At 59.8% G+C, this 23,759-nt stretch carries 21 protein-coding genes, 1 tRNA gene and 1 riboswitch; of the genes, 12 read left to right on the forward strand and 10 right to left on the reverse strand.

Going from position 1 to position 23,759, the window contains the following annotated elements:
• The first annotated feature begins 439 nt into the window (after nucleotides 1-439).
• A complete protein-coding gene (locus G5168_RS05685) occupies nucleotides 440-1,810 on the forward strand; it encodes a Fic family protein (protein ID WP_421251962.1) in 1,371 nt (456 codons plus the stop codon).
• A gap of 157 nt (nucleotides 1,811-1,967) precedes the next feature.
• On the opposite strand, the gene G5168_RS05690 is transcribed toward G5168_RS05685, so the two are convergent.
• Nucleotides 1,968-2,053 (reverse strand) — tRNA-Leu (locus G5168_RS05690).
• A gap of 143 nt (nucleotides 2,054-2,196) precedes the next feature.
• On the opposite strand from G5168_RS05690, the gene G5168_RS05695 reads away from it, so the two are divergent.
• Nucleotides 2,197-2,730, forward strand: a complete 534-nt coding sequence (locus G5168_RS05695) for an RDD family protein (RefSeq protein WP_421172973.1) — start codon at nucleotides 2,197-2,199, stop codon at nucleotides 2,728-2,730.
• A 66-nt stretch (nucleotides 2,731-2,796) separates the two neighbouring features.
• Here G5168_RS05695 and lptG read toward each other — a convergent pair whose 3' ends face one another.
• Both lptG and lptF read right to left on the reverse strand, forming a co-directional pair.
• The gene (gene lptG / locus G5168_RS05700) at nucleotides 2,797-3,867 is read right to left on the reverse strand and encodes an LPS export ABC transporter permease LptG (RefSeq protein WP_216952705.1); all 1,071 of its coding nucleotides are present in this window, start codon (nucleotides 3,865-3,867) and stop codon (nucleotides 2,797-2,799) included.
• A 25-nt stretch (nucleotides 3,868-3,892) separates the two neighbouring features.
• Nucleotides 3,893-5,005 carry an LPS export ABC transporter permease LptF gene (gene lptF / locus G5168_RS05705; RefSeq protein ID WP_421251963.1) on the reverse strand — a complete coding sequence of 371 codons (1,113 nt, stop codon included), beginning with the start codon at nucleotides 5,003-5,005 and terminating at the stop codon, nucleotides 3,893-3,895.
• Nucleotides 5,006-5,177: 172 nt separating this feature from the next.
• Between lptF and pepA the strand changes: the two genes are divergently transcribed.
• The 3 genes from pepA to G5168_RS05720 all read left to right on the forward strand — a co-directional run bounded on the left by pepA (nucleotide 5,178) and on the right by G5168_RS05720 (nucleotide 10,233).
• Nucleotides 5,178-6,686 (forward strand): leucyl aminopeptidase, encoded by a 1,509-nt coding sequence (gene pepA / locus G5168_RS05710; protein ID WP_005336423.1) that lies wholly within the window; start codon nucleotides 5,178-5,180, stop codon nucleotides 6,684-6,686.
• Nucleotides 6,687-6,860: 174 nt separating this feature from the next.
• Nucleotides 6,861-7,316, forward strand: coding sequence for a DNA polymerase III subunit chi (locus G5168_RS05715; protein WP_040068777.1), 456 nt, complete (start codon nucleotides 6,861-6,863; stop codon nucleotides 7,314-7,316).
• A 64-nt stretch (nucleotides 7,317-7,380) separates the two neighbouring features.
• Nucleotides 7,381-10,233, forward strand: coding sequence for a valine--tRNA ligase (locus G5168_RS05720; protein WP_421230871.1), 2,853 nt, complete (start codon nucleotides 7,381-7,383; stop codon nucleotides 10,231-10,233).
• 70 nt (nucleotides 10,234-10,303) lie between these two features.
• Here the strand turns inward: G5168_RS05720 and G5168_RS05725 are convergent, their stop codons facing one another.
• A complete protein-coding gene (locus tag G5168_RS05725; protein ID WP_227341555.1) occupies nucleotides 10,304-11,290 on the reverse strand; it encodes a sodium:calcium antiporter in 987 nt (328 codons plus the stop codon).
• A gap of 88 nt (nucleotides 11,291-11,378) precedes the next feature.
• Nucleotides 11,379-11,485: riboswitch (yybP-ykoY riboswitch) on the reverse strand.
• Between the two features lie 169 nt (nucleotides 11,486-11,654).
• On the opposite strand from G5168_RS05725, the gene G5168_RS05730 reads away from it, so the two are divergent.
• Complete coding sequence (locus G5168_RS05730) at nucleotides 11,655-12,242, forward strand: superinfection exclusion B family protein (RefSeq protein ID WP_216952701.1); 588 nt, start codon at nucleotides 11,655-11,657, stop codon at nucleotides 12,240-12,242.
• A gap of 95 nt (nucleotides 12,243-12,337) precedes the next feature.
• Here G5168_RS05730 and G5168_RS05735 read toward each other — a convergent pair whose 3' ends face one another.
• On the reverse strand, nucleotides 12,338-13,192 hold the full coding sequence (locus G5168_RS05735; protein ID WP_421172994.1) for an AraC family transcriptional regulator: 855 nt from the start codon (nucleotides 13,190-13,192) through the stop codon (nucleotides 12,338-12,340).
• A gap of 4 nt (nucleotides 13,193-13,196) precedes the next feature.
• Complete coding sequence (locus G5168_RS05740) at nucleotides 13,197-13,694, reverse strand: GNAT family N-acetyltransferase (protein ID WP_216952700.1); 498 nt, start codon at nucleotides 13,692-13,694, stop codon at nucleotides 13,197-13,199.
• Between the two features lie 644 nt (nucleotides 13,695-14,338).
• Here G5168_RS05740 and G5168_RS05745 point away from each other — a divergent pair.
• Nucleotides 14,339-15,505 carry a hypothetical protein gene (locus G5168_RS05745; RefSeq protein WP_421251964.1) on the forward strand — a complete coding sequence of 389 codons (1,167 nt, stop codon included), beginning with the start codon at nucleotides 14,339-14,341 and terminating at the stop codon, nucleotides 15,503-15,505.
• Nucleotides 15,506-15,614: 109 nt separating this feature from the next.
• Nucleotides 15,615-16,394: a substrate-binding periplasmic protein gene (locus G5168_RS05750; RefSeq protein WP_216952698.1), complete on the forward strand. Its 780-nt coding sequence runs from the start codon at nucleotides 15,615-15,617 to the stop codon at nucleotides 16,392-16,394.
• A gap of 7 nt (nucleotides 16,395-16,401) precedes the next feature.
• Here G5168_RS05750 and G5168_RS05755 read toward each other — a convergent pair whose 3' ends face one another.
• The gene (locus G5168_RS05755; RefSeq protein ID WP_421251965.1) at nucleotides 16,402-17,211 is read right to left on the reverse strand and encodes a response regulator transcription factor; all 810 of its coding nucleotides are present in this window, start codon (nucleotides 17,209-17,211) and stop codon (nucleotides 16,402-16,404) included.
• 145 nt (nucleotides 17,212-17,356) lie between these two features.
• On the opposite strand from G5168_RS05755, the gene tyrS reads away from it, so the two are divergent.
• From tyrS to G5168_RS05770, 3 genes are all read left to right on the forward strand, one after another.
• A complete protein-coding gene (gene tyrS, locus G5168_RS05760; protein WP_227341558.1) occupies nucleotides 17,357-18,622 on the forward strand; it encodes a tyrosine--tRNA ligase in 1,266 nt (421 codons plus the stop codon).
• A gap of 168 nt (nucleotides 18,623-18,790) precedes the next feature.
• Nucleotides 18,791-19,702: a lipase family alpha/beta hydrolase gene (locus G5168_RS05765; RefSeq protein WP_216954489.1), complete on the forward strand. Its 912-nt coding sequence runs from the start codon at nucleotides 18,791-18,793 to the stop codon at nucleotides 19,700-19,702.
• A complete protein-coding gene (locus G5168_RS05770; protein ID WP_421251966.1) occupies nucleotides 19,699-20,439 on the forward strand; it encodes a lipase secretion chaperone in 741 nt (246 codons plus the stop codon). The genes G5168_RS05765 and G5168_RS05770 overlap by 4 nt, the downstream gene beginning before the upstream one ends.
• 44 nt (nucleotides 20,440-20,483) lie before the next feature.
• On the opposite strand, the gene G5168_RS05775 is transcribed toward G5168_RS05770, so the two are convergent.
• Genes G5168_RS05775 through sgrR form a run of 3 tightly spaced genes read right to left on the reverse strand, consistent with a single transcriptional unit; the run spans nucleotide 20,484 to nucleotide 23,392 of the window.
• Nucleotides 20,484-21,185 carry a hypothetical protein gene (locus G5168_RS05775; RefSeq protein WP_216954488.1) on the reverse strand — a complete coding sequence of 234 codons (702 nt, stop codon included), beginning with the start codon at nucleotides 21,183-21,185 and terminating at the stop codon, nucleotides 20,484-20,486.
• A 44-nt stretch (nucleotides 21,186-21,229) separates the two neighbouring features.
• Nucleotides 21,230-21,625 carry an acyl-CoA thioesterase gene (locus G5168_RS05780; RefSeq protein ID WP_421251967.1) on the reverse strand — a complete coding sequence of 132 codons (396 nt, stop codon included), beginning with the start codon at nucleotides 21,623-21,625 and terminating at the stop codon, nucleotides 21,230-21,232.
• Between the two features lie 48 nt (nucleotides 21,626-21,673).
• Nucleotides 21,674-23,392: an HTH-type transcriptional regulator SgrR gene (gene sgrR, locus G5168_RS05785; RefSeq protein ID WP_421251968.1), complete on the reverse strand. Its 1,719-nt coding sequence runs from the start codon at nucleotides 23,390-23,392 to the stop codon at nucleotides 21,674-21,676.
• Between the two features lie 100 nt (nucleotides 23,393-23,492).
• Between sgrR and G5168_RS05790 the strand changes: the two genes are divergently transcribed.
• Nucleotides 23,493-23,669: a hypothetical protein gene (locus G5168_RS05790; RefSeq protein WP_216952692.1), complete on the forward strand. Its 177-nt coding sequence runs from the start codon at nucleotides 23,493-23,495 to the stop codon at nucleotides 23,667-23,669.
• Nucleotides 23,670-23,759 lie beyond the last annotated feature (90 nt).

A 23,759-nucleotide genomic window follows, 5' to 3' on the forward strand; every position in this document is an offset into this window, starting at 1 on the left:
TCACCGGTAAAAATTTTTGCAAAAGTGGATTACCGCAAAACCATATGCCCAGACCGCGCCAGATAAAGGATCCGCAGGGCGTTGAGGATCTGAAAGGATCGAAAAAAATTGTAGGGTTTTACACTTTGAAAGGGGTCTGGCTAGCAGCAGCAGAAGCGTAACCTATTGAATAAATTAATATAGTTGTACTTTAAGTGAAAATTTGATCTCTCGAGATAGAATCCTACTTTCCACGAAAAATATAAAGAAAGTTATCTATTTCAGATGGTTAGCCTCAATGAACGTTGATCTTAAAACTGAATTATTGCAAGCCCATAGAGCAAGATCCTTCACCTTACACTAGCTGCAGCCTTTCATTTCAAAATTAAAAAAATTGAGACAAAATCATATTCGTGATGTAGTTTGTCTCAATAACGTTAAAAATTGAAATGAGATCGCCATGGTCAAGAAGCCCCCAGTATTCAAGCCATCAGAGTTCCTTAAGTCCATCGGTGACCATATGAATAGTCCATCCGGTCCCGAGTACTTCAGGCATATGTCTCCAGTCGATAGCAAGGGTCGGTATCAACACTATGATGAAATGCGGTTTAGGGTGAAAGCTCCAGCTAGCTCTGAAATCGCCTGGAGCTTCAAGAAAATGGCTAGAAGCTCGCTCTACATGGATATGATCCCGGTGGGAGAGCCTATGCAGCTTTGCAAGATGCTACTTACACCGACAATTCAAAAAGCAACTTCAGCTGTTGATAAGCATGCAACAACAGCAACTCTTAAATGGATGATGAACAAAGTGGGCGAAAGAGCCCATATTGAGTACCTCCTCAATGATTTAATCGAAGATGAAGCCATCAGCAGTAGTCAGTTGGAGGGCGCCGCAACCACAACTATCGTTGCCAAGGATATGCTTAGGCAACAGCGGAAACCTCGCACGGCTGATGAGAAAATGATCTTAGGCAATTACAAGATGATGAGTTATGCCTGGGAACATAGAAACGAACCACTATCAATAGAACTTATTCAATCGATTCACCATGCTGGCGTGCTGGGTATTGATGATGAAAAATATACACCCGGCTTATTCAGGACAGATGATGACGTCATCGTCGAAGATGCAGACAACAACATAGTACATCAACCGCCTCCTGCAGCTAGGATCAAGGAACGCTTGCAACGGATATGTGACTGGATCAATCAGTGCCATGATGATGCAGAACGTACAACTTACATTCACCCCTTGGTTAAAGCCATCTCCCTGCACTTCTCGATGGGTTATGAGCATGTGTTCAAAGATGGTAACGGTCGGGTAGCTAGAGCATTGTTCTACTGGTTTATGTTCAAAAATGACTATGGTGCATTCCGCTATATAGCAATCAGCACCATGCTCAAAAAAGCAGCAATACAGTACGGTAAATCTTATGTGTACACCGAAACAGACGAGATGGATCTGACCTATTTTGTCGATTATCAGTGCCAGATCATTCTACGGGCATTGAAGCGGTTTACTGAGACCTACCAAACCAATGTTACCGCAATCCAAGATTTCAACATGTGGGTCGCCAAATCAGGACTTTTTGGCGTAATGACGGAGAAACAACGGGCAATCATGTACTCCGCCATAGGGAACAAAGGGATGCAACTAACAGCCAATATGGTGAAAGCAAAGCTCCATTGTTCCTATAACACTGCGGCGTCAGCTCTTAAAGGCATGGTGGAGATGGGAATTTTGGAGGCTAAGCAAGAAGGGAGGCAACAGGTCTTTACTATGCGGCCACTTGAAGACATTCAAAAACACTGGAACAAAGCGTTCATGTAAAGAACGCCCTTCTAACTCTAGAAAAACAGAAGGCCACCCCAAGGTGGCCTTCTGTTTTTGAGTAGCAGATATAATTTCTGCCGCCACTTTGCCGCCACTATGTGGCGTAAAAACTTAAGGCCATCCCTGAGGATGGCCTTAAGTCATTGAATTCTAATGGTGCCCGGGGTCGGACTCGAACCGACACGGTTATTCACCGGCGGATTTTGAATCCGCTGCGTCTACCGATTTCGCCACCCGGGCAACTGCGAGGGATTATACGAATGGCGCGATGCCATGCAAGGTGTTTTTCGATTGAACACTCCCGTTTGTTCATTTATTCAACGCCTTGCTGATGCGGGGCCAGTTACATAGAATGCCGCCATCATCTTAATGGAATAAAAACGATGGCCAAGCCTAAAAAAGTCCAACAAAAATCCCCCTCTCCCGCCACTCAGCCATACCCGTCAGCAGGTCTGCTGCGTCGCCTCGGCGCCCTGATCTATGATGCGCTGGTGGTGACTTCGCTGCTGATCATCGCCGGCTTTATCGGCATGGGGGTCGCCAAGCTGCTGCTGGTCACCGGCATGGCCAGCGTACCGGCGGGTGAAGATACCGTCTGGTTGCTGACCCGCCACCCCCTGAGCCTGATCTACACCCTGTGGCTCGCCTTCGTCATCTGCGGTTTCTACACCTGGTTCTGGACCCGCGCTGGCCAGACCGTCGGCATGCGCGCCTGGCGGCTGCGCATTCAGAACGAAGATGGCAGCCATATCCGTATTACCCAGGCGCTGATCCGTCTCGCCACTGCCGCCTTTGGTCTGGGCAACCTGATGTGCCTGTTCAACCGCAAGCGCCCACGGGCGTTCCAGGATATCTGGGCCGAATGCGAAGTGATTGTGCTGAGCAAAGAGGCCAATCTGGAATTGTTGAACAAGTAATACCGGATCAATGCAATAACGAAAGAGGGCACCAGCAGGTGCCCTCTTTGTATTACCACGTGTGAATTACTGCTTGCGGCTGAGGATGTAGAAGGAGATGCCGCCAAACAGCAGGCTGGGCGCGACAGCCGCCAGAATGGGCGGTACCGCATAGACCAGACTGATGGGGCCAAACACCCGATCACTCACATAGACGGCGAAACCGGTCATGATCCCCATCAGCATCCGCGCCCCCATGCTCACCGAACGCAACGGGCCGAAGATGAAAGAAGAGGCCAGCAGGATCATCGCCACCACCGAGAGCGGTGACAGCAGTTTGCGCCACATCTCCAGCTTGTAGCGACCGGCATCCTGCTTGTTGGCGTCCAGGTAACCGATGTAGTCGAGCAGACCGGAGACCGAGAGATTCTCGGGGTCGATACTCACCACCCCCAGCTGCTTGGGCGTCAGCTCCGAGCTCCACTCCATCTTGTCGTGCTCTTCACTGCGGATCTGAGCTGGGTCGTCGAAGCGGGTAACCTGCGTCTGCTTGAGCAGCCAGTGATGCCTTTCAAATACCCCCTCCCGTGCCTGCACCACGTCGATCAGCTTGCGCTCGGGGGTGAAACGATAGAGGGTGATGCCGGTCAGGGCACCATCGTTGCGCACCCCGTTGATATTAACGAAGTTGTTGCCATCCCGTGCCCACACCCCGTAGGCCGAGACGGTAAGCCGCCCTTCCGACATGGCACCGGCACGGATATCATCCGCCATCCGTTTGGCGACAGGGGCCACATACTCCCCCATCAGTCCTACCAGGATCATCAGCGGGATCGCGGTTTTGAGCGCCGCCATTACAATACTGATCTTGGAGCGGCCCGCCGCCTGCATCACCACCAGCTCGGAGCTGGTCGCCAGCTGGCCCAGACCGATCAGACCGCCCAGCAGTGCCGCCAGCGGGAAGAAGAGCACCGCCTCCTTGGGCATGGAGAGCAACACATAGTAGAGAGCATTGAGCATGTCGTAGTTGCCCTCTCCGACAGACTTGAGCTGTTCCACATACTTGATGAGCGCAGCAAGACCAACGAGCGTGAGCTCACACAGCAGGATCGACATAAAAATGACCCTGCCGATATATCTATCGAGAATGCCAAACATCAGCGGTAGTTCCTATGTGGCTTCATCATTTTGATTTGTTTATGAAATATTTGCTCTTTACCCCGTTCCACCAGCTGGTGCCCTGCAAATTGAGGGGCAGACCAATAAACAGCAGATAACCGAGCGGCACCAGGAACATCCCCGGCCAGTAGGGCAGCCGACCGCTGTCGATGGCCGAACGGGCGGCGCTGAGCAGCAGGAAGTAGGAGAGATAGAGCATGATGGCCGGCAACAGCTTGGCGTAGCGCCCCTGACGGGGGTTGACCCGCGCCAGCGGTACCACCAGCAGGGTGAGCACCGGAATGGAGAGGGGCAGCGAGATACGCCACTGCAATTCCGCCATCATGGCGTTGTCCTGGGTACCGAACAGTTCCATGGTCGGCTTGGCCGCCGCCTTGCGGTTGGAACGCTCCATCTCTTGCTGGCGGATCACCAGACCATATTCGCGAAAATCGGAGATCTGGAACTGCTTGCCGGAGAAGTTCCCTTCGTAGCGGGAACCATCCATCAGGGTCAGCCACTGCAGACCGTTCTCGTCGACCGTCACCACCCCTTCGGTCGCCACCACCACCGAGGGAGGATTGTTCCCCTCCGCCCGCTGCAGCACGAAGATCTTTTGCAGTTTTGAGCCGTTGTCGTTCAAATCCTGGATATAGGCAACCAGACGCCCCTTATCGAGCTCCATAAAGCGGCCCGCCTGCAGGAAGGAGATACCCGGGTCCGACTTGAACTCGTCGATCACCTGATACTCGCGCTCCTTGGCCTGCGGGGCGATCCAGCCGGTGTTGAACGCCGCAACCACCGCCGTCAGCAAGGCCAGCAACATGGCGCTGCGCATCACGAAACGGTGGCTGAAGCCGACCGCATGCATCACCGTCATCTCGCTTTCGGCGTAGAGGCGACCATGGGCAAACAAAATGGCTAAAAAGAGACTGATAGGCAGCATCAACAACGCCATATTGGGCAAGTTGAGCAGCAGCAGGGTGGAGACCAGACGTGTCGGCACCTCGCCATCGGCAGCGTCGCCGATGATCTTGATAAATTGTTGGCTGACAAAGATAAGCAGCAATACGAATAACACTGCCAGCTGGGTTTTCAGGGTTTCCCTGAACAAATATCGGAAAACGATCACAGTCATTCCCAAGTAAACTTGTGTTTTTAGTCGAATGCCTGAAAAATAGGGCCGTATATTGGATTTTTACCAGTTTGAACTGCGGAGCCTGTGGCTGTTCGCTCCGCCTCTGATACCCCAACAAGCACCGCATTATTCAATAAAAGGTGCCTTTTGTCTTTAGGATGTAGGAGATTCCATGGAGTTCAGTGTAAAGAGTGGCAGTCCAGAGAAGCAACGGAGCGCCTGCGTCGTAGTCGGCGTATTTGAGCCTCGTCGCCTCTCTCCGGTTGCCGAACAACTGGACAAGATCAGCGATGGCTATATCAGTTCGCTGCTGCGCCGTGGCGACCTGGAAGGGAAACCAGGCCAGATGCTGCTGCTGCATCAAGTACCGGGCGTGCTCAGCGAGCGCGTACTGCTGGTCGGATGCGGCAAGGAGCGGGAACTCGACGAACGCCAGTACAAGCAGATCATCAACAAGACCATCACCACCCTGAACGAAACCGGCTCCATGGAAGCGGTCTGCTTCCTCACCGAGCTGCACGTCAAGGGTCGGGATACCTATTGGAAGGTGCGCCAGGCGGTAGAAACCACCAAGGCGGGCCTCTACAGCTTCGATCAGTTCAAGACCAACAAGGCCGAGCCACGTCGCCCGCTGCGCAAGCTGGTATTCAACGTGCCGACGCGTCGGGAACTGACCATTGGTGAAAAAGCCATCGCTCACGGTCTGGCCGTGGCCAAGGGTGTGCGGGTCTGCCGCGACGTGGCGAACATGCCGCCCAACGTCTGCAACCCGGCCTATCTGGCCTCCCAGGCCCGTCGTCTGGCCGATGCCTACGACAACATCACCACCAAGGTGGTGGGCGAGCAGGAGATGGCCGAGCTCGGCATGAACTCCTATCTGGCGGTGGCCCGCGGCTCCGACAACGAAGCCATGATGGCCATCATCGAATACAAGGGTCATCCGGATGCCAAGCCCATCGTGCTGGTCGGCAAGGGTCTGACATTTGACTCCGGCGGCATCTCCATCAAGCCGGCCGACGGCATGGACGAGATGAAGTACGACATGGGTGGCGCCGCCTCCGTGCTCGGTACCATGCATGCGCTGGCCCAGCTGCAACTGCCGATCAACGTCATCGGCGTGCTGGCAGGCTGCGAAAACATGCCGGGTGGCAACGCCTATCGCCCAGGTGACATCCTCACCTCCATGTCCGGCCAAACCATCGAAGTGCTCAACACCGATGCGGAAGGTCGTCTGGTACTGTGTGATGCGCTGACCTATGTGGACCGCTTCGATCCGGAAACCGTCATCGACGTGGCGACCCTGACCGGTGCCTGCGTCATCGCGCTGGGCCACCACACCTCGGGTCTGCTGGCCAACCACAACCCGCTGGCCCACGAGCTGCTCAACGCCTCCGAGCAGGCGGGTGATCGCGCCTGGCGTCTGCCGCTGTTCGACGAGTATCAGGAGCAGATCGACAGCCCGTTCGCCGACATGGCCAACATCGGCGGTCGTCCTGCCGGTACCATCACCGCGGCGGCCTTCCTGTCACGCTTCACCAAGAAGTACAACTGGGCCCACCTGGATATCGCCGGGACAGCTTGGAAGAGTGGCAAGGATAAAGGCTCCACCGGTCGTCCGGTGCCCCTGCTGACCCAGTTCCTGCTGAACCGGGCTGGCGTGGATATCGAAGAGAAAGAGTAACTCTCCGGCCCCTGCCGATGGCTGCATCGGAAGGGTTGGCGTTACCCTGAACCACAAGGAAGAGGCCCGCCTCTTCCTTGTTTCATTCTTGAATCAGTGAGTTGCGGACGGGAAACGCCCCGTCAGCCTCATGAGGCGGTCAACACTCCGTCACCGCAAAACGGGATCAACCTGATGAGCCAAGTGACCTTTTACCTGATGAGCGAACAGGATGACGCGCAGGCCTCTGCGGTCGAGCGACTGGCCTGCACTCTTGCGGCCGAGTCGTGGGGCGCGGGCCATATCTACCTCTTCTGCAACGATGAGGCCCAGGCCCTGCGCCTGGACGAGCTGTTGTGGCAACTGCCGCCGGAGCGCTTCGTGCCGCACCAGCTGCAAGGCGAAAGCGGCATGGCCCCGGTGGAGATCGGCTATCAGCCACCGAAACGGCGCTACGCCCGCCTCATCAATCTGGCCACTGCGACACCTTTGTTTGCAGGACACTTCGCTCAAGTGGTAGATTTTGTCCCCACTGACGAAACACAAAAGCAGCAAGCCCGCGAGCGCTACAAGCACTATCGCCAGGCAGGCCATACCCTCGAAATGAGGGATCAGCCCGTCCTTGCCGCACCGGATCCGGCGCAGCCCTGACTGCAACCAATTGATCCATAAAGAATCAACACCAGACTCCATCCATCCAGATTACGGCGAGACCATGGAAAAGACTTTTAATCACAACGCCATCGAACAGGCGCTCTACCAGCACTGGGAAGCCCAGGGTTACTTCAAGCCCCACGGCGACACCAGCAAAGACTCCTTCTGCATCATGATCCCGCCGCCGAACGTCACCGGCAGCCTGCACATGGGTCACGCCTTCCAGCAAACCCTGATGGATACCCTGATCCGCTACAACCGCATGCAGGGCAAAAACACCCTGTGGCAGGCAGGTACCGACCATGCCGGTATCGCCACCCAGATGGTGGTTGAGCGCAAGATCGCCGCAGAAGAGGGCAAGACTCGCCACGATTACGGCCGTGATGCCTTCATCGACAAGATTTGGCAGTGGAAAGAAGAGTCCGGTGGCACCATCACCCGCCAGATGCGCCGTCTGGGCGACTCCGTGGATTGGGAGCGCGAGCGCTTCACCATGGATGAGGGGCTCTCCGCCGCCGTGCAGGAAGTGTTCGTCCGTCTTTACGAAGATGGCCTGATGTACCGCGGCAAGCGTCTGGTGAACTGGGATCCGAAACTCAACACCGCCATCTCCGATCTGGAAGTGGAGAACCGCGAGATCAAGGGCCACATGTGGCACCTTCGCTACCCGCTGGCCAACGGCGCCAAGACTGCCGAAGGCCAGGATCACCTGATCGTCGCCACCACCCGTCCGGAGACCATGCTGGGTGATACCGCCGTCGCGGTAAACCCGGAAGACCCGCGCTACAAGGCGCTGATCGGTCAGCACATTCTGCTGCCGCTGGTGAATCGTCTGATCCCCATCGTTGCCGACGAACACGCCGACATGGAGAAGGGCACCGGCTGCGTGAAGATCACCCCGGCCCACGACTTCAACGACAACGAAGTGGGCAAGCGCCACAACCTGCCAATGATCAACATCTTCACCCTGGACGCCCACGTGCGTGCCGAGGCCGAAGTGGTCGACAGCAACGGCAACCCCAGCACCGCCTATGACGCCGCCCTGCCGACCGAATTCGCCGGGATGGAGCGCTTCGCCGCCCGCAAGGCCATCGTCGCCAAGCTGGACGAGCTGGGCCTCTTGGCCGAGATCAAGGATCACGTGCTGCAGCAGCCTTACGGCGATCGCGGTGGCGTGCCCATCGAGCCGATGCTGACCGACCAGTGGTACGTACGCGTGGCACCGATGGCCAAGACCGCCATCGAGGCGGTGGAAGATGGCCGCATCCAGTTCGTGCCAAAGCAGTACGAAAACATGTACTTCTCCTGGATGCGCGACATTCAGGACTGGTGCGTCTCCCGTCAGCTGTGGTGGGGTCACCGCATCCCTGCATGGTATGACGACGCCGGCAACGTCTACGTGGGCCGCAGCGAAGATGAAGTGCGCGCAAAGCACAGCATCCCGTCCGTGACTACCCTGCGTCAGGACGAAGATGTGCTCGACACCTGGTTCAGCTCCGCCCTGTGGACCTTCTCCACCCTGGGCTGGCCGAACAACACAGAGGCGCTCAAGACCTTCCACCCGACCGACGTGCTGATGAGCGGCTTCGACATCATCTTCTTCTGGATTGCCCGGATGATCATGATGACCATGCACTTCATCAAGGACGAAAACGGCCAGCCACAAGTCCCGTTCAAGACCGTCTACATCACCGGCCTAATCCGTGACGAAGAGGGCCAGAAGATGTCCAAGTCCAAGGGCAACGTGCTGGACCCCCTCGACATGATCGATGGCATCTCGCTGGAAGATCTGCTGGAGAAGCGCACCGGCAACATGATGCAGCCGCAGATGGCCGAGAAGATCGCCAAGCGTACCGCCAAGCAATTCCCGGAAGGGATCGATGCCCACGGTACCGACGCCCTGCGCTTCACGCTGGCAGCGCTGGCCTCTACCGGTCGTGACATCAACTGGGACATGAAGCGCCTGGATGGCTACAACAACTTCTGCAACAAGTTGTGGAACGCCTCCCGCTATGTACTGATGAACACCGAAGATCAGGATTGCGGTTTTGCCGGTGGCGAGATGCAGTTCAGTCTGGCAGATCGCTGGATCCAGTCCCAGCTGCAAGTGGCCATCCGTGACTTCCGCACCGCCCTCGATACCTATCGCTTCGATATCGCGGCTGGCGTGCTGTACGAATTTATCTGGAACCAGTTCTGTGACTGGTATCTGGAGCTGACTAAGCCAGTGCTGACCAAGGGTTCCGAGGCCGATCAACGCGCTGCCCGCCACACCCTCGTCAGCGTCCTCGAGACCCTGCTGCGTCTGGCGCACCCGATCATCCCGTTCATCACCGAGACCATCTGGAAATCGGTCGCCCCGCTGGCTGGCGTACACGCCGACACCATCATGATTCAGGCCTTCCCGGAGTTCGACGCCGCCAAGGTGGACGAAGCCGCGATGGCGGATCAGGAGTGGGTGAAGGAGTTCATCGTCAGTATCCGCAACATCCGCGCCGAGATGAACGTGGCCCCGAGCGTGCCCCTCAACGTGCTGCTCCAGTGCGATGCCAAGGATGCCCAGCGCGCCGCTGACAACGAGGCCTTCCTCAAGTCGCTGGCCCGTCTGGAGTCCATCCGCGTTCTGGCGGACGGTGAAACCGCCCCGCTGTCAGTGAAGAAGCTGATCGGTGCCACCGAGCTGATGATCCCGATGGCCGGTCTCATCGACAAGGATGCCGAACTGGCCCGTCTGGCTAAAGAGGTTGCCCGTCTGGTGGGCGAGTGCGGCCGTATCGAAGGCAAACTCGGCAACGAAGCCTTCGTCGCCAAGGCGCCGGAAGCGGTCATCGCCAAAGAGCGCGAGAAGCTGGAAGATTACCGTCTCCAGCTGACCAAGCTGGAAGCCCAGCAGGCCGAGATCGCCGCCCTGTAAGCGCCGCGACCAACCGCGACAGCAAAGCCCCCTGACCCAAGGGGGCTTTTTCATATCCGCGCTTCTCGCTTCAGCTCACCAGTAGCCAGCCGCAGAAGCCGAGATAGAGCAGACCCACCAGCGCCAACCGCCCGGCGGTCATCACTCCCTTTCTGAACCCCCACCAGAGCAACCCCACCGCCAGCAGCGTCACCAGCGAGGAGGCCATCATGGCACCATCCAGCAACCAGGGGGTGAAGATCAAGCAGAAGGCCTTGGGGATAGTGCCCTGGATCATCATGGCCCCGGAGATATTGGCCAGCGCCAGCCGATTCTTGCCCTGTCGCACCCAGATCAGCACGTTCATCAGCTCCGGCATCTCGGTCGCCACCGGACTCAACAGCAGGGCCGCCAGCACCGGCGAGAGACCAAACAGTTCGCCCATGCTCTCCAGCTGATGGACAAACAGCTGTGCCGCCAGCGCCACCACCACTAACGCAGCCAGCGTCTGCAGCAGCACCTTGCCAAGAGGCGGGATCCCGGCATTTGGAGCCAGCTTGAGGGGCTCAGGCAACTCGACCTCATGGCTGTCGCTCTGCTTCAGCTCGCGCCTTACATAGACGAGGTAGACCAGCAGGAAGAGCGGGGCCAGCCAGCTCTTGCCGGTAAAGGCGACCAGACCCAGTACAGTGGCCACCAGAAAGATTCCCATAAACCAGCGCTGATCCCGGCCAATCTCGCGCTGTACCTCCCCATTGATGGCGCGCTCGGTACGCCCCATGCAAAGCAGCAGAGTGAGACCGACCGCACCATAGCCGATGGTGGCCAGCACCAGCGGCCCGCCGAGGGCGGCGCCGATGCCGATCTCCTGCTGGGCGGTTGTATTGCCTATCAGCAGGGCGGTCAGGGTGACGATGCATTCGGGCAGCGCCGTACCCAGTGCAGCCAGCAGCGAACCAGTGGCACTTTGCGAGAGTTTGAAGTGGTGTCCGGTCCATTCGATGCCGTTAACGAAGTATTCGCAGGCAAGGTAGATGGTGACCGCAGAGACGAGAAATAACAGCAGGGTAATCAACATAATAGATACCGCCAGGCGAGCAGAATAACCGATGGACCCGACATGGCTCGCCCGGCTGGCGTGCATATCGAGGCCAAAGGTCTTGCAGAGCGATAGTGCCTATCGCCGCCCATGCCATGGATGCGAGGATCCAAGAGTGTTGACATGGGCCCGGCCCGGAATACGGGCGGGTTGCTACTCCCCAATGACTGAGGGGACGTTTTACCAACTCGACCGTCACCTCACAAGGCAAATTACTGATAACTCATTCAATAAGTTGTAAGGAAATGTATCGCCAGCCTCCCCTCCCCGGCGCCATTACGCTGTTGGCACACCGATTGCTGTAGGTAGTTCACTATCCACAACAGTTTGGGAAGGATGAACAATGAAACGGTGGATCCAACATTTCTATCAACTCAGCCGCCTCAATTGGCTGATGGTCTGGTTGTTGCTCTGTTGCAGCATCATTTTGCTGTTTCCGGCCGGGCTGATGAAAGGGGCCGTCAGCCAGTGGGCTGCGGATCATGCGGCCTGGCTGGGGGTCGGCATGCTGATCGCCATCTCCTACTTCTGCAGTCAGGGCTTCCTGATCGCCTGGGAGTGGGCTTGCGAAGAGTGGCAGGCGCGCCGTCAGCAGGACCAGCTGGCCCAGATGATCGGCTTCCTCGACTTCAACGAAAAGGCGGTGCTGCGCGAGTTCGTGCTACAGCGTAAAAGCGTCATAAACTTGCCGATCACCGAGCCCGCCGTCAAAAACCTGATGGATGCCGGCGTCCTCACCTATGCCTACGGCAAGCCGACCCGAGATAAGGATGACGAGAACCAGATCCGCGCCCTGATGATCGCCCTGCCCGCCCGACCGCTGCTCACCTACAAGGTGCTGGGGCTGTCGCGTGGCAAGATGAGCGACGAACAGGTGGAGCAGATCATGAACGCCCGCCCCAAGTTCGCCCAGAAGGGGTTCCAGCGCTAACCGCCGCCCAACCGCCAGATGCAAAGAGCCGGACACTGTCCGGCTCTCTAATTTCTGCGCGATGCTCTGTACCATCCCTTACGTCTTGTTGTGCCCTAACCCTTTAGGCTGGAGCAAAAGCTCACATCCGCAACCTTGGTCACCGGATCGAAGCTGTGATAGAGCTCGAAACAGGGTCGATCATCAAATTCGAAACCGGCCGCTACCACCTCACCGATATGTTGCTGCCAGAGTGCGGGGTACTGGGCCGGGTCGGTCACGGTAAAACGTGACTGGCCATAGCGGCCGCCCGCCAGCTGCTGGATCTCCACATTGCCACTTCCCCTGGTGCCCGCCGGCACGGTGACGCAAATATCGGTGCGGCGCTGCTGGGGAGCCGTCACTTCGGGGTTGTCGTGGTAGATGAAGATCCACTCCCCTTCGGCCAAGCCCAACCCGACAGCCCATTGATAGAGCTGGTCACACACCGGCTCATAGCCTATGCCGTAAGGGCCGGTGACCCGGATATAGGCCAGAGTGCGCGCAGCCATCTGTTCGGTTTTCATCTGTAGCCTCCTTTCACTGGAACGGCCTTCAGCATAATCAGAGACCCGGGCAGCCGCGTGTCCATTCTTGCTCAGTTGCAAGAGTGACGGCTGGCGGCGCAACATCCCCGGTGCCATGGCAAACTGCTTGCGAAACGCCTTGGCAAAGGCCTGTGAGCTGGCAAAACCGGCCGAGAAGGCAATCTCGGTGATCGGGTCGCGACTGTAGCAGAGAGAGCGAGCAGCCCGCTCCAACCGCAGGCGGCGCTGCATCTCGGTCGGGGTTTCACCGGTGACGGCGGTAAAGACCCGATGAAAGTGATAGCTGGAGAGCGCCGCAAGACTGGCCGCCTCACTGAGGCAGAGCTCGGGATTCTGCTCCAGCGCCCGGATCACCGGGCGCAATCTGGCCTGATAATCGACCATGCCATTAGCGACTGACGCCCCCCGCAACTCTGGCCATATAGAACACATCCACATAGCGCCCTTGCCGGAAGGCATAGTCACGAGCCAGCCCCTCCTGCGTGAAACCGAACTTGCGATAGAGCGCCTGTGCGGCCTCATTGTCGGTATAGACGGTCAGCTCAATCCGGTGCAGGTTGAGCCAGTTATCGGCCAGATCCAACGCCGCAGCCATCAGGGCAGAGCCCACCCCCTTGCCTGCCCAGTCATCCCGTACCCCCATACCGATACAGGCCACATGCTTGCGTCTCGGATTGGGCTCAACCAGCAGCGAGAGCTGGCCTACCAGCAAGCCGTCAACATCGGCGACCAGTGCCACCACGCTGTCACTCTCCAACCGCTTCTGCCACTGGCTAAGGGGAGACATAGGCAAGTGCAAAGTGCCCGCCTGGGCATTGGGCATGGCATAGAGATCCCGCAAGGCGGGGGCATCGGCGGATTCGGCATGACGGATGGTAATCTGCATATGAGGCTCCTTCTCGAAACGTCCATCATGCATCATCCATCGCATCAGTCCATACAACCGGCACGGTCAGAGTGATTTATTGTCGGCAGACAGGGCTGCACACTGAGCCATTCAGCCAGTTTCATAGGTGAAAAAAAACGGAGCAAACGCTCCGTTTTTCAATGCTTTATCAATCCCGGACGGAACGCGCTTCGCGCTCTTGCCGCTCCCTTGCCAACAGGCGTTTGTACCACCAGCTACTGCGACGACGTTGTGCATTGGAAGAGCGACGAGCCATTTCTTAGGTTCCAGCCAAGAGTAGAAAGGAGCTGCATTATGCGACAGGGATCACGTCCATGTCTTTAGCTGGATCAAGAAAAGCCTCACTGGCCCCCTGAAATCCTCTTCTGGTTTTGCTGCCATGTGGCCACTGGCAGCACCATCGCAGGGGAACGCCAGACTCTCAGGCCCACTCCAGCAATCAACCCGGCCCCGAGTTTACTTGACGGATAATCATACAGCCTGCTGGCATTGTGGAACCAATATGGTAGCCTGCCAGCGCCTGTGGGCAGTCTCTCGCTGCCACGCGCAAACTCCCGGTGAATTTGTCACGTCCTGACAAAATATAACCTTATTTATCAAATCGTTATTTGGATATTATCCCAATGCGTATCATGCCGTTGCTCAAGGCTGCCTGCCTGAGCCTGATGTTGTCCGCCTGCGTTGCTCCATTGCTGATGATGAGCCCCACCAGCCAGCTGATGTGGGCCCTGCTCAAGCCGCTGGTCGGCTTTGACCCGAACGAGGTCAATCTGTTCGAACAACCCCTGATCAAGGATCGGATGACCGCTATCCTTGGCCCCAACTACGACAGCACCATGCAGTTGCTCAAGACGGCCGACAAGTTACAGCAGGAGGGGCCGCTTTTCTATGTGGTCTCCGAGTATGCGCCCGTGCCGGATATCGCCAAGCAGGCGGGGATGGTGTGGAACTCGCAAACCAACCAGATGTCTGTATTGCTGCAAAAAGGGGATGGTACCACCCTGACCTTCGGCGAAAATCTGGCGGGCACGGCACCGACCTGGCCAACCGCCATGCAGGGCTGGCAGACCCCCACCAACCAGCTCACCCCGGCGGCTAATGCCCTGACCGGTACGGCAACCAGTCAGAGTGGCGCCTCCCCCTTCTCCCTTGGCAGCGCGCTGGGCACAGTGACTCGCGGCGTCACCGGCTCGCTGACCAACAGTGCAAGTCAGGCTATCAGCGGCGCAGCCGCCAACGCCACAGGGCAGGCCACCCAAGCGGTAAGCCAAAGCGCGACCGATCTGACCCGTAGTGCAACCACCGCAGTCACTGCACCCGCCAAACAGGCGGTGAGCAGCACCGCTGCGACCGCAACGCAAGAAGCCACCAAGGCCGTTGCCACTCCTGCCAAACAAGCCGTCAGCACCGCCGCCGCAACCGTGACGCAAGAAGCCACCAAGGCCGTTGCTGCTCCTGCCAAGCAAGCCGTCAGCAGCGCCGCTGCGACCGCAACGCAAGAAGCCACCAAGGCCGTTGCCGTTCCTGCCAAACAAGCCGTCAGCAGCGCAGCTGCGACCGCGACGCAAGAAGCCACCAAGGCCGTTGCCGCTCCTGCCAAGCAAGCCGTCAGCAGCGCCGCTGCGACCGCGACGCAAGAGGCCACCAAGGCTGTTGTCGTTCCTGCCAAACAGGCCGTAAGCAGTGCCGCTCCCCATACGGCCGGAGAGAGCGCCACCGATGCCGCCATAGCAGCAGAAGCCGAGGCTCGCGCCAAGGCAGAGGCGGAGATGGAGGCCCTGCTAAAATAAACCGACAGGTCACCGCAAGGTGGCCTGTCGCGGTATCCGCGACCCGACTATGAACTTCCGGCCAAGGACACATAGACTGATAGGTAATTCCCTGCACAAGGAGTGCGTCATGCGATCCCTGCTCGCGGCCCTTATCGCCCTGCTCCTGCTGACCAGCTTCCCCGCACGGTCCGCCTTTATCTATTACTCGGAGCAGAACATGCCCCTCAACGGGCTGGACAAGGAGGGCAAGCCCATCGGGCTGGCAGTTGAGCTGCTGCGGCTGATGTGGCGCGAGCTGGGGGAGCCGGAGCAACCGATCCAATTTCTGCCATGGGCCCGCGGTTGGTATCTGCTGACCCAGCAACCGGAGGCCGTTCTTTTTACCACCGCCAGAACCAAAGAGCGTGATCCCCATTTCCTATGGGTTTGCCCCATCAGCCACTCGCGAGTGACGCTGGTCGGACGAAAACAGGATGCCCCCAGAGTGACCGGCAAGGGGGATCTGGCCAAACTGCAGGTAGGGGTAATGCAGGCTGACGTGGGGGAGCAGTTACTGCTCAACCGCGGCATCAGCCCGGGCAACATGATGGCGGTGGAGCGCATGGAGCAGGTGGTACGCCAGCTCATCATGGCCCGTACAGATCTGGTAGCAGGCAACGAGGTGATGTTATTCCATCAACTGAAAGCTCTGGGATTTGCCGCGGAAGATTTCATCTCTGTCGCAGTGCTGGAGGAACAGGACAACTGCTTTGCTTTCAACCCGCGGGCGGATCGGCAGCAGGTCGCCCGGTTGCAACAAGCCCTCGATCAGGTTCGTCTCGGTAGCGAATACCGGCAGTTGATGGAACGCTACCAGCGGCTCAGTAACCTTCCCCAAAGCGATAAGCCGCTACCGAAGATCGAGTAACCCCGGTTCATCCTCTTCCCTCTGTGGTGATCAGATGGTTGAGGAAGAGATGAAACAGCTCGGCCCGCGAGCCGAGCCGCAGTTTGCCATAGAGATGCTTGCGGTGATTCTTCACCGTGCCGCTGCCAATCCCGAGCTCCGCGGCAATCGCCTCCGTATCCAGCCCCTGCAGCAGCAACTCCGCCACCTGCCGCTCGCGCCGGGTGAGCAGAGCCCCCCCGACACTCGCCATCGCCTGCTCCACCGCACTCCGGAGGCTGGCGCTGTCTGGCAGCGCAGTGCTCTGGGCCAACAGCGGCTGGCTCTGCCGCCACTGCTGACGACAGAGCGAATGAACCAGCGGGAACAGCTGCTCCAGCCTTACCAGCTCGTCACGGCTGAGGGTACTGCGCTTGTCGAGTCGCCCCAGAAACAGCATCAGCGTCAGTCCGTCCCGCACCGGCAGGATCAGCCCCACCTCCTCCTGCCAGCCGGTGGCCTGATAGAAGTGGTGGCGATATTCGGGATCGAGCCGCCCTTGGGAGACCTGCGCCAGGGTCCAGACGCCGGCAGGCAAGCCTTGTTCCAGCGCCTGCATAAAGGGATCCTGACTGAAGTGGCTGGTGAGGTAGCGGTCAAACAGCAGAGCCCGCTGATGATTGAGGTTGTCGTAGAGGTAGACGGGGCGCTGCCCCACCCCGAGCAGCAGGGCGCAATCAAACGCCACCTGTTGCTGGATCAGCCGCACCAGCGCCGCCGCAAAGGCGCAGCTGTGCAGGGCATCGACCACCTCGGTCATGCTGCGGGTCAAGGCATCTGTGGTGAATGGCTGGGTCATGGTGGCACGTTTCCGGTGGCGGGGAGCGATTCTCCGCTATGGCTGAATACTAGCACGAGAGTGGCAAAAATGTCCCTCAGGGGACATATCCGCCACCAGCCAGAACGGCGAGGATGACGGCTTTCCCCCTGCTGTTGGAGAACCCATGATCAACCCCCACCTGCTCGATGAGCTGACCGAGCGCGGCCTTGTGGCCCAGAATTCCGACCCGGCGGCCCTGGCCGATCATCTTGCCACCTCGCGCACCGTCTATTGCGGGTTCGATCCCACCGCCGGCAGCCTGCATATCGGTCATCTGGTGCCGCTCTTGATGCTGCGCCGCTTCCAGCTGGCGGGCCACACCCCGGTGGCACTGGTGGGCGGGGCAACCGGCCTTATCGGCGATCCCAGCTTCAAGGCGACCGAGCGCAGCCTCAACAGTGCCGATACTGTGCAGGGTTGGGTCGCCAGCCTGTCGGCCCAAATCAGGGCGCTGCTGCCCGCCGATGATGGCCTGTCGGCCCCGCAACTGGTCAACAATGGCGACTGGATGGGGCAGATGTCCGCCCTCGATTTTCTGCGGGATATCGGCAAGCACTTCTCGGTCAACGGCATGCTGGCGCGGGAGTCGGTGCGCCAGCGACTGGCCCGCCCGGATCAGGGCATCTCGTTCACCGAGTTCTCTTACGCCCTGCTGCAATCCTACGACTTTGCGGTGCTGCACCAGCGGCTCGGTTGCACCCTGCAGATTGGTGGCAACGACCAGTGGGGCAATATCACCAGCGGCATGGATCTGACCCGTCGCCTCCATCAGGCGCAGGTGCACGGCATGACCCTGCCCCTTATCACCAAGGCGGACGGCACCAAGTTTGGCAAGACCGAAGGGGGCGCGGTCTGGCTCGATCCGGCGCTCACCTCCCCTTACGCCTTCTACCAGTTCTGGCTCGGCACCGCAGATGAGGATGTCTACCGCTTCCTGCGCTACTACAGCTTTATGCCGCTGAGCGAGATTGATGCACTGGAGGCGGAAGATGCGAAGCGGCAGGGGCGAAAGCAGGCCCAGCAGGTGTTGGCGAACGAGCTGACCGAGCTGGTACACGGCAAGGCGGCGCTGGCGGCGGTGCAGCGCATCAGCGAGTTACTGTTTAGCGGCGATGTGGCCCGCCTCGGCGAGAGCGATCTGGCCCAGCTGGCGCAGGATGGCATGCCGTGCAGCACCGTCAGCGGCGAGACGGATCTGGTCAGCCTGCTGGTCAGCTGCGGTCTGGCGAACTCCAAACGCATCGCCCGCGAGCTGCTGGCGGCGGGCGCTATCAGCCTCAATGGTGTGCTCAAGCAAGATGATCAGCTGAGTGCCACTGATCGGCTGTTTGGCCGCTACCTGCTGCTGCGCCGGGGCAAAAAGCAGTATCACTTGGTGGCGTGGCAATAAGCCGCAGGGCGGGGAGCACAGCCTCCCTGCCCGCCCCCTGAATCCCTTTTGACTCCCGAGTTGCGATCCCCCTCACAGCCTCTCCCGTCAGCAGCCACCATACTGGCACCGGCGAACATGGAGTACGCCACACAATCTGTTCCTCACGAATCAACAAGGATGCTGATGATGAAGAGATGGCTTCTGGTGCTGCTCTGCACCCTGCCCATGCTGGCACACGCCAGCGGATACACCCAGACCCGCTACCCCATAGTGCTGGTGCACGGCCTGTTCGGCTTCGACAAGCTGCTCGGGGTCGATTACTTCTACGGCATTCCGCAAGCCCTGAGCCGCGATGGCGCCAAGGTCTACGTGGCTCAGGTATCTGCTACCGCCAGCTCCGAGCAGCGGGGGGAGCAGTTGCTCGCCCAGATTGAACTGCTGCTGGCCGCCACCGGCGCCGAGAAGGTCAACCTGATCGGCCACTCCCATGGCGGCCCGACCATCCGCTATGTCGCTTCGGTCGCCCCCGAGCTGGTCGCCTCCGCCACCAGCGTCGGCGGGGTCAACTACGGCTCCGAGATTGCCGATCTGGTACGGGCCAATGCCGCCCCCGGCTCGGCCGCTGAGAAGCTGGCGGCCGCCGCAGCCCACGCCCTCTCCGACATGATTTCGCTGCTCTCGGGCGGGAGCCAGCTGCCGCAAGATCCGGTCGCCGCCCTCGATGCCCTCACTAGCAAGGGGGCCAGCCAGTTCAACCAGCGCTACCCGGAGGGGCTGCCCAGCCGCTATTGCGGCGAGGGGCCGATGCAGGCCAGCAACGGCGTCTACTACTTCTCCTGGAGCGGGCGCGGCAACCTGACCAATCTGCTGGATCCGGTGGATCCTGCGCTGGCGCTGACCGGCGCCTTCTTCAAGGAGCCCAATGACGGGCTGGTCGGAGTCTGCAGCAGTCACCTCGGCAAGGTGATCGGCACCGACTACCGGATGAACCATCTGGACGAAGTGAACCAGTCATTCGGCATCCACCATCTGTTCGAGACCGATCCGGTCACCCTCTATCGCCAGCATGCCAACCGTCTCAAGGAGCTGGGACTATGAAGATCGCCACCCTGCTCGTCGTGCCCTGCGCCATCACCCTGCTGCTTGGCGGGGTGTTGCTCTGGCCCACAGCACCGACGGCAGACTCATCACAGGCTCAAACCAATCAGCATGCACAGAGCCACCCGCACGATCCCGAGCAGGAGGCCGCCGATGCCCTGCAGGCGCGCTATCGCACCTTTGTCTCCGCCCAGAGCAGCCTGACGGTGCCCACCGAAATCTCCCTCGCCAGCTTGCAGATCCTGTTTGACGAGCGGGAGCAGCTGCGCCAGCAGAGCTTTACCCCGGCCGAGCAGGCCCAGCTGTTTGCCGAGGATCGACTGATGGAGCAGCTGACCCTGCGCCGCAGGGCGCTGGCGGAAGCAAGAGACAGCGACAAGTCGCAGCTGGCCAGCGAGCTGGATCTCTGGCTGGCGGAGCAACCGGGCTGGTTTCGCGAGGCTGAGGCCAACAGCCGCCTGCTTGAAGAGTTGCAAGAGCTGGCACAGATGGAGCCAGCCAAACGGGATGCCCTGCTGCTGGAGACGGGGGGGCCGGAAGCGGTGGATCGGATGCGCCAGCTGGAGCAGAACCGGCAAGGGTTCGAGGAGCAGCTCAGCGGCTTTCTGGCCGAACTCAGGCAACTGCCGAACGAGGCCCGGGCCGAACAGCAACAGGAGCTGCTGGCCCGCTGGTTCGAACCCGGACAGTGGCGCCGGGTCGAGGCGTTCACCCGGCTCAAGCTGGGGGAACAATGAGCCAATGACAAGGGGCCCACGATGGGCCCCTTGCTGTGGTGCACTTATTGCGGCTTGTTGGTTGCCGGTAAAGATTGCCAGGTGAGGCGGGTCACCTGAGTGCCCTGCACCTCGCACTTGAGGCTCAACTCCTGCCACCCCTTATCCTGACGCAGGGAGACCTCCCCCTCGATCCCCTGCTCGCCAATCTTCAGCTTATCCTGCTCGAAGATCACCTTGTCGCCATGGGCAAGATCCATCAGTTTGCCGTTGCAGAGCCAGTGAGCGAGATCCGCCCCCTTCAGCTTGACGCCACCCTTGGCCGCCCTCTGCTCGGCCGCGCTCGGCGCGAACAGCTTGCTCAGCTCGGCGGCCCGCTTGGTGAGCCACTCCTGACGCTGCTGCATGCTCATCTTGCTGACAAACTCGGCGGGCTGGCCCTTCTCGTCCAGCCATTGGGTCAGCTTGCCGCTGTCGTCAAAAGCGAACTGGGCGGCGGGCTCTTTGACCCCGAACAGCTTGCCGCCCTTGAAGTAGTAGCGGCTCTCCCCTTCCAGCTTGCCCAGCTCGTTCATGATGGGCACGGCGATGATGACGGGGGCGCCATCGATCCAGGCCTTGATATCGACGCCGTCATGGCTGAATTGACGGATATCGAGGGCGCTCTCGGCCCCCTTCTCCATCAGGGTAAACTGCTCGGCGAGAGAAGCGGCCAGAGAAGGGAGGGAGCAGAATCCCAGGGTCAGCGCGATCGCTGTGTTGCGCATTGAGTTGTACATAACACTCCTGTGATGGGCCATCCGGCCCGTGGTTAACTCTCTGTCAGCCAGGCCCGCAGCCCTTCCCGGTGAACATCGCTCAGGGGCAGGGATTGGCGGGTCCGGTAGTCAAAATGGATCAGGGTCGTTTCGGCGGTGACGGCCAGTTCGCCGCCCTGCCAGGCCTCCTGCCAGACCGTAAATGAGCAGGTGCCGATGCGGCGCACGCCGGTCTTGATGGTGACCGGCTGGCCGTAGAACAGCTCCCGTTTGAACTGCACCGTATAGCCCGCGATGATCAGATGCCAGTTATGCACATCCAGATCGGGGGAAAAGATCCGGAACAGGGGATCCCGCGCCGATTCGAACCAGACCGCCGGCACCGTATTGTTGATATGGCCGAGGGCATCCGTCTCCTGAAAGCGGGGTTGGATCTGCATTTCCAGCATGGGTTGACTCCTTGTCATTGAACCGCGATCAGGCTAACGCGCCCCGCATCAGGACTCAAGCCTCCCCGTCTTATCCCAAGTGCTGACAGCCAGTTCCGGCCGCAACCAGGCGCTGCGAAAATCGAACCAGCCGAGCGCCGTCATCCGCACCCCGTGCACGCCGACCCGGCTCTCCAGCTCCAGCCAGTGGTGGAACAGCGGCACAAACCAGCTCTGCTGCTGCACAGTTGCCAGCAGGGCGCGGGGGCCAGGCTCCTCACCGCTGGCGCGCCACTGCATCAACCCTTGCCACAACTCATGCTGACTGCTCCACACCTTGCGCAGCAACGGGGTGCCCTGCAACCAGGCGTAGGGGGCAAAGGGGCCGGCATGTTCGAGGTTGAGGGTGCCGAGCCAGAGATCCACGTCTTCATCCTCGCCACTCACCCAACGACCGTAATCGAGGGTGCGCACCTCGAGCCGGATCCCCTGTTCGGCCAGCAGGCTGCTCATGGCGTTGGCGCACTCGTTGAACTCCAGATGCTGGTTGAAACAGGCCAGCACCAAGGTCGTCGGCAACTGCGCCGGTGTGGGCAAGGGCGCGGGCAGTGCTTCGCGCCAGTGGGGCAGCAGACCGAGGGCGCTGGTCCAGCCCCGTTGCAACTCGGGGGCGACCCGCCCCATCAGGGCTACCGGATTGAGCAGCTGGCCGAGCCACTGGCGCAGCGAGGGATCCTGCAAGGATCCGGAACGATCGTCCTGCAGCAGGAAGTAGCAGCCCGACTCCAGCTCCGATTCGCCGCGCATGGTACCGAGCTCAGGGCTGTCGCGCCCCAGCTGCAGGTGGGTCTCCAGTCGCTCCGCAAGCTCAGGCAGCATCCAGATATCGATCTCGTCGAGCAGGGCGCGCAGGCCGAAGTAGTCGTCAAACGCCGCAAGGCAAAGATGCAGGGGATCGTTGGCGGCCACCCGGTATGGGCCTGTGCCCACCGGTTGCAGGGCAAAGCCCGCCTCCCCCTTGAGCTCCCGTGGCAAAATGGTCGCCACCGGCTCCGCCAGCAGGTGGGGCAGCCAGGGATCCGGGCTGTCGAGATAGAGATCCAGCGTGCGCGGCCAAGGGCTCTCCAGCCGATCCAGATGGGCGAACAGCGGGCGATCCCGCAGGGCCAGCAGACTCTCCATCACATCCTCCACCACCAGCTCGCGGCCGTGGTGAAAGCGCACCGCCGGGCGCAGATAGAAGCGCCAGTGACAGGGGCCCAGACACTCCCAGTGGTGGGCCAGATCCCCTTCGATTTCCCCATTTTCCTCATTTCGCCGGGTGAGGCCGTTGAAGATCTGGCGGCTCAGGTGAATTTCGGAGCGGCGCATCGGGCCGGTGGGCAGCAACTGCGGCAGCGGCCGGTAGTAGGGCACCCGCAGGATCTGGCGCCCCTCACGGGTGGCCTGACCGAGCTGTTCGATCAGCAGCGGGGTGAGCAGATCGAGGCGATCCTCGGTCAGCCGCACCGCCTGTGCCAGCTGGCCCTGACTGAGCAGATCTCGCAAGCGGCGCCGGGTCAGGCTCTCCTGACTATCGAGCAGGGTGAGCCGGGAGCGCCGCCCCCGCCCCGCTTCCGCCGACCAGCTGAGCCAGCCCTGATCCTGCATCCGCCGCAGCAGCAGGCGGGCGTTGCGCGGGGTGCAGCAGAGCAGATCCGCCACCTCGGTGAGGCTGATCTCCCGCTCGTCGCTGCCAAGCAGCTGGGCGAGTCGTTGAAATTGCTGGTAGAGGCGACCGGTCGGCATAAAAGAGGAAATCCTGTTGCTATAAGTCATCAGTTTTTACTTCCGCATTTTAGCTCAATACTGCTGATGAACGTGAGAACCACAGTAGAGGAGCACCATCATGAGCCACGCCAACCCCCTCAAACCGAACCGGGTCCAGCAGACCTTGCGCCGTTACTTCAAGCGGATCCTGCCGCGCCCGCTGGCGCTCATCGAGGATCCCATGCAGCAGCTCAACCGCCTGATGCAGTGGGATATGAACCAGATCGATGACAAGGAGTATCGCCGTCGCCTCTGAGCACGGCAGGCCTGCCCGCCACTCGGGACGCGCATCCCCTGCGGGCGACATTGCTTTGCCGGATCTTGCTGTTTACATCGGCCACGGGCC

This window comes from Aeromonas sp. 600724 (genome assembly GCF_049175135.1).
GTDB classification, from domain to species: Bacteria; Pseudomonadota; Gammaproteobacteria; order Enterobacterales; family Aeromonadaceae; genus Aeromonas; species Aeromonas veronii_A.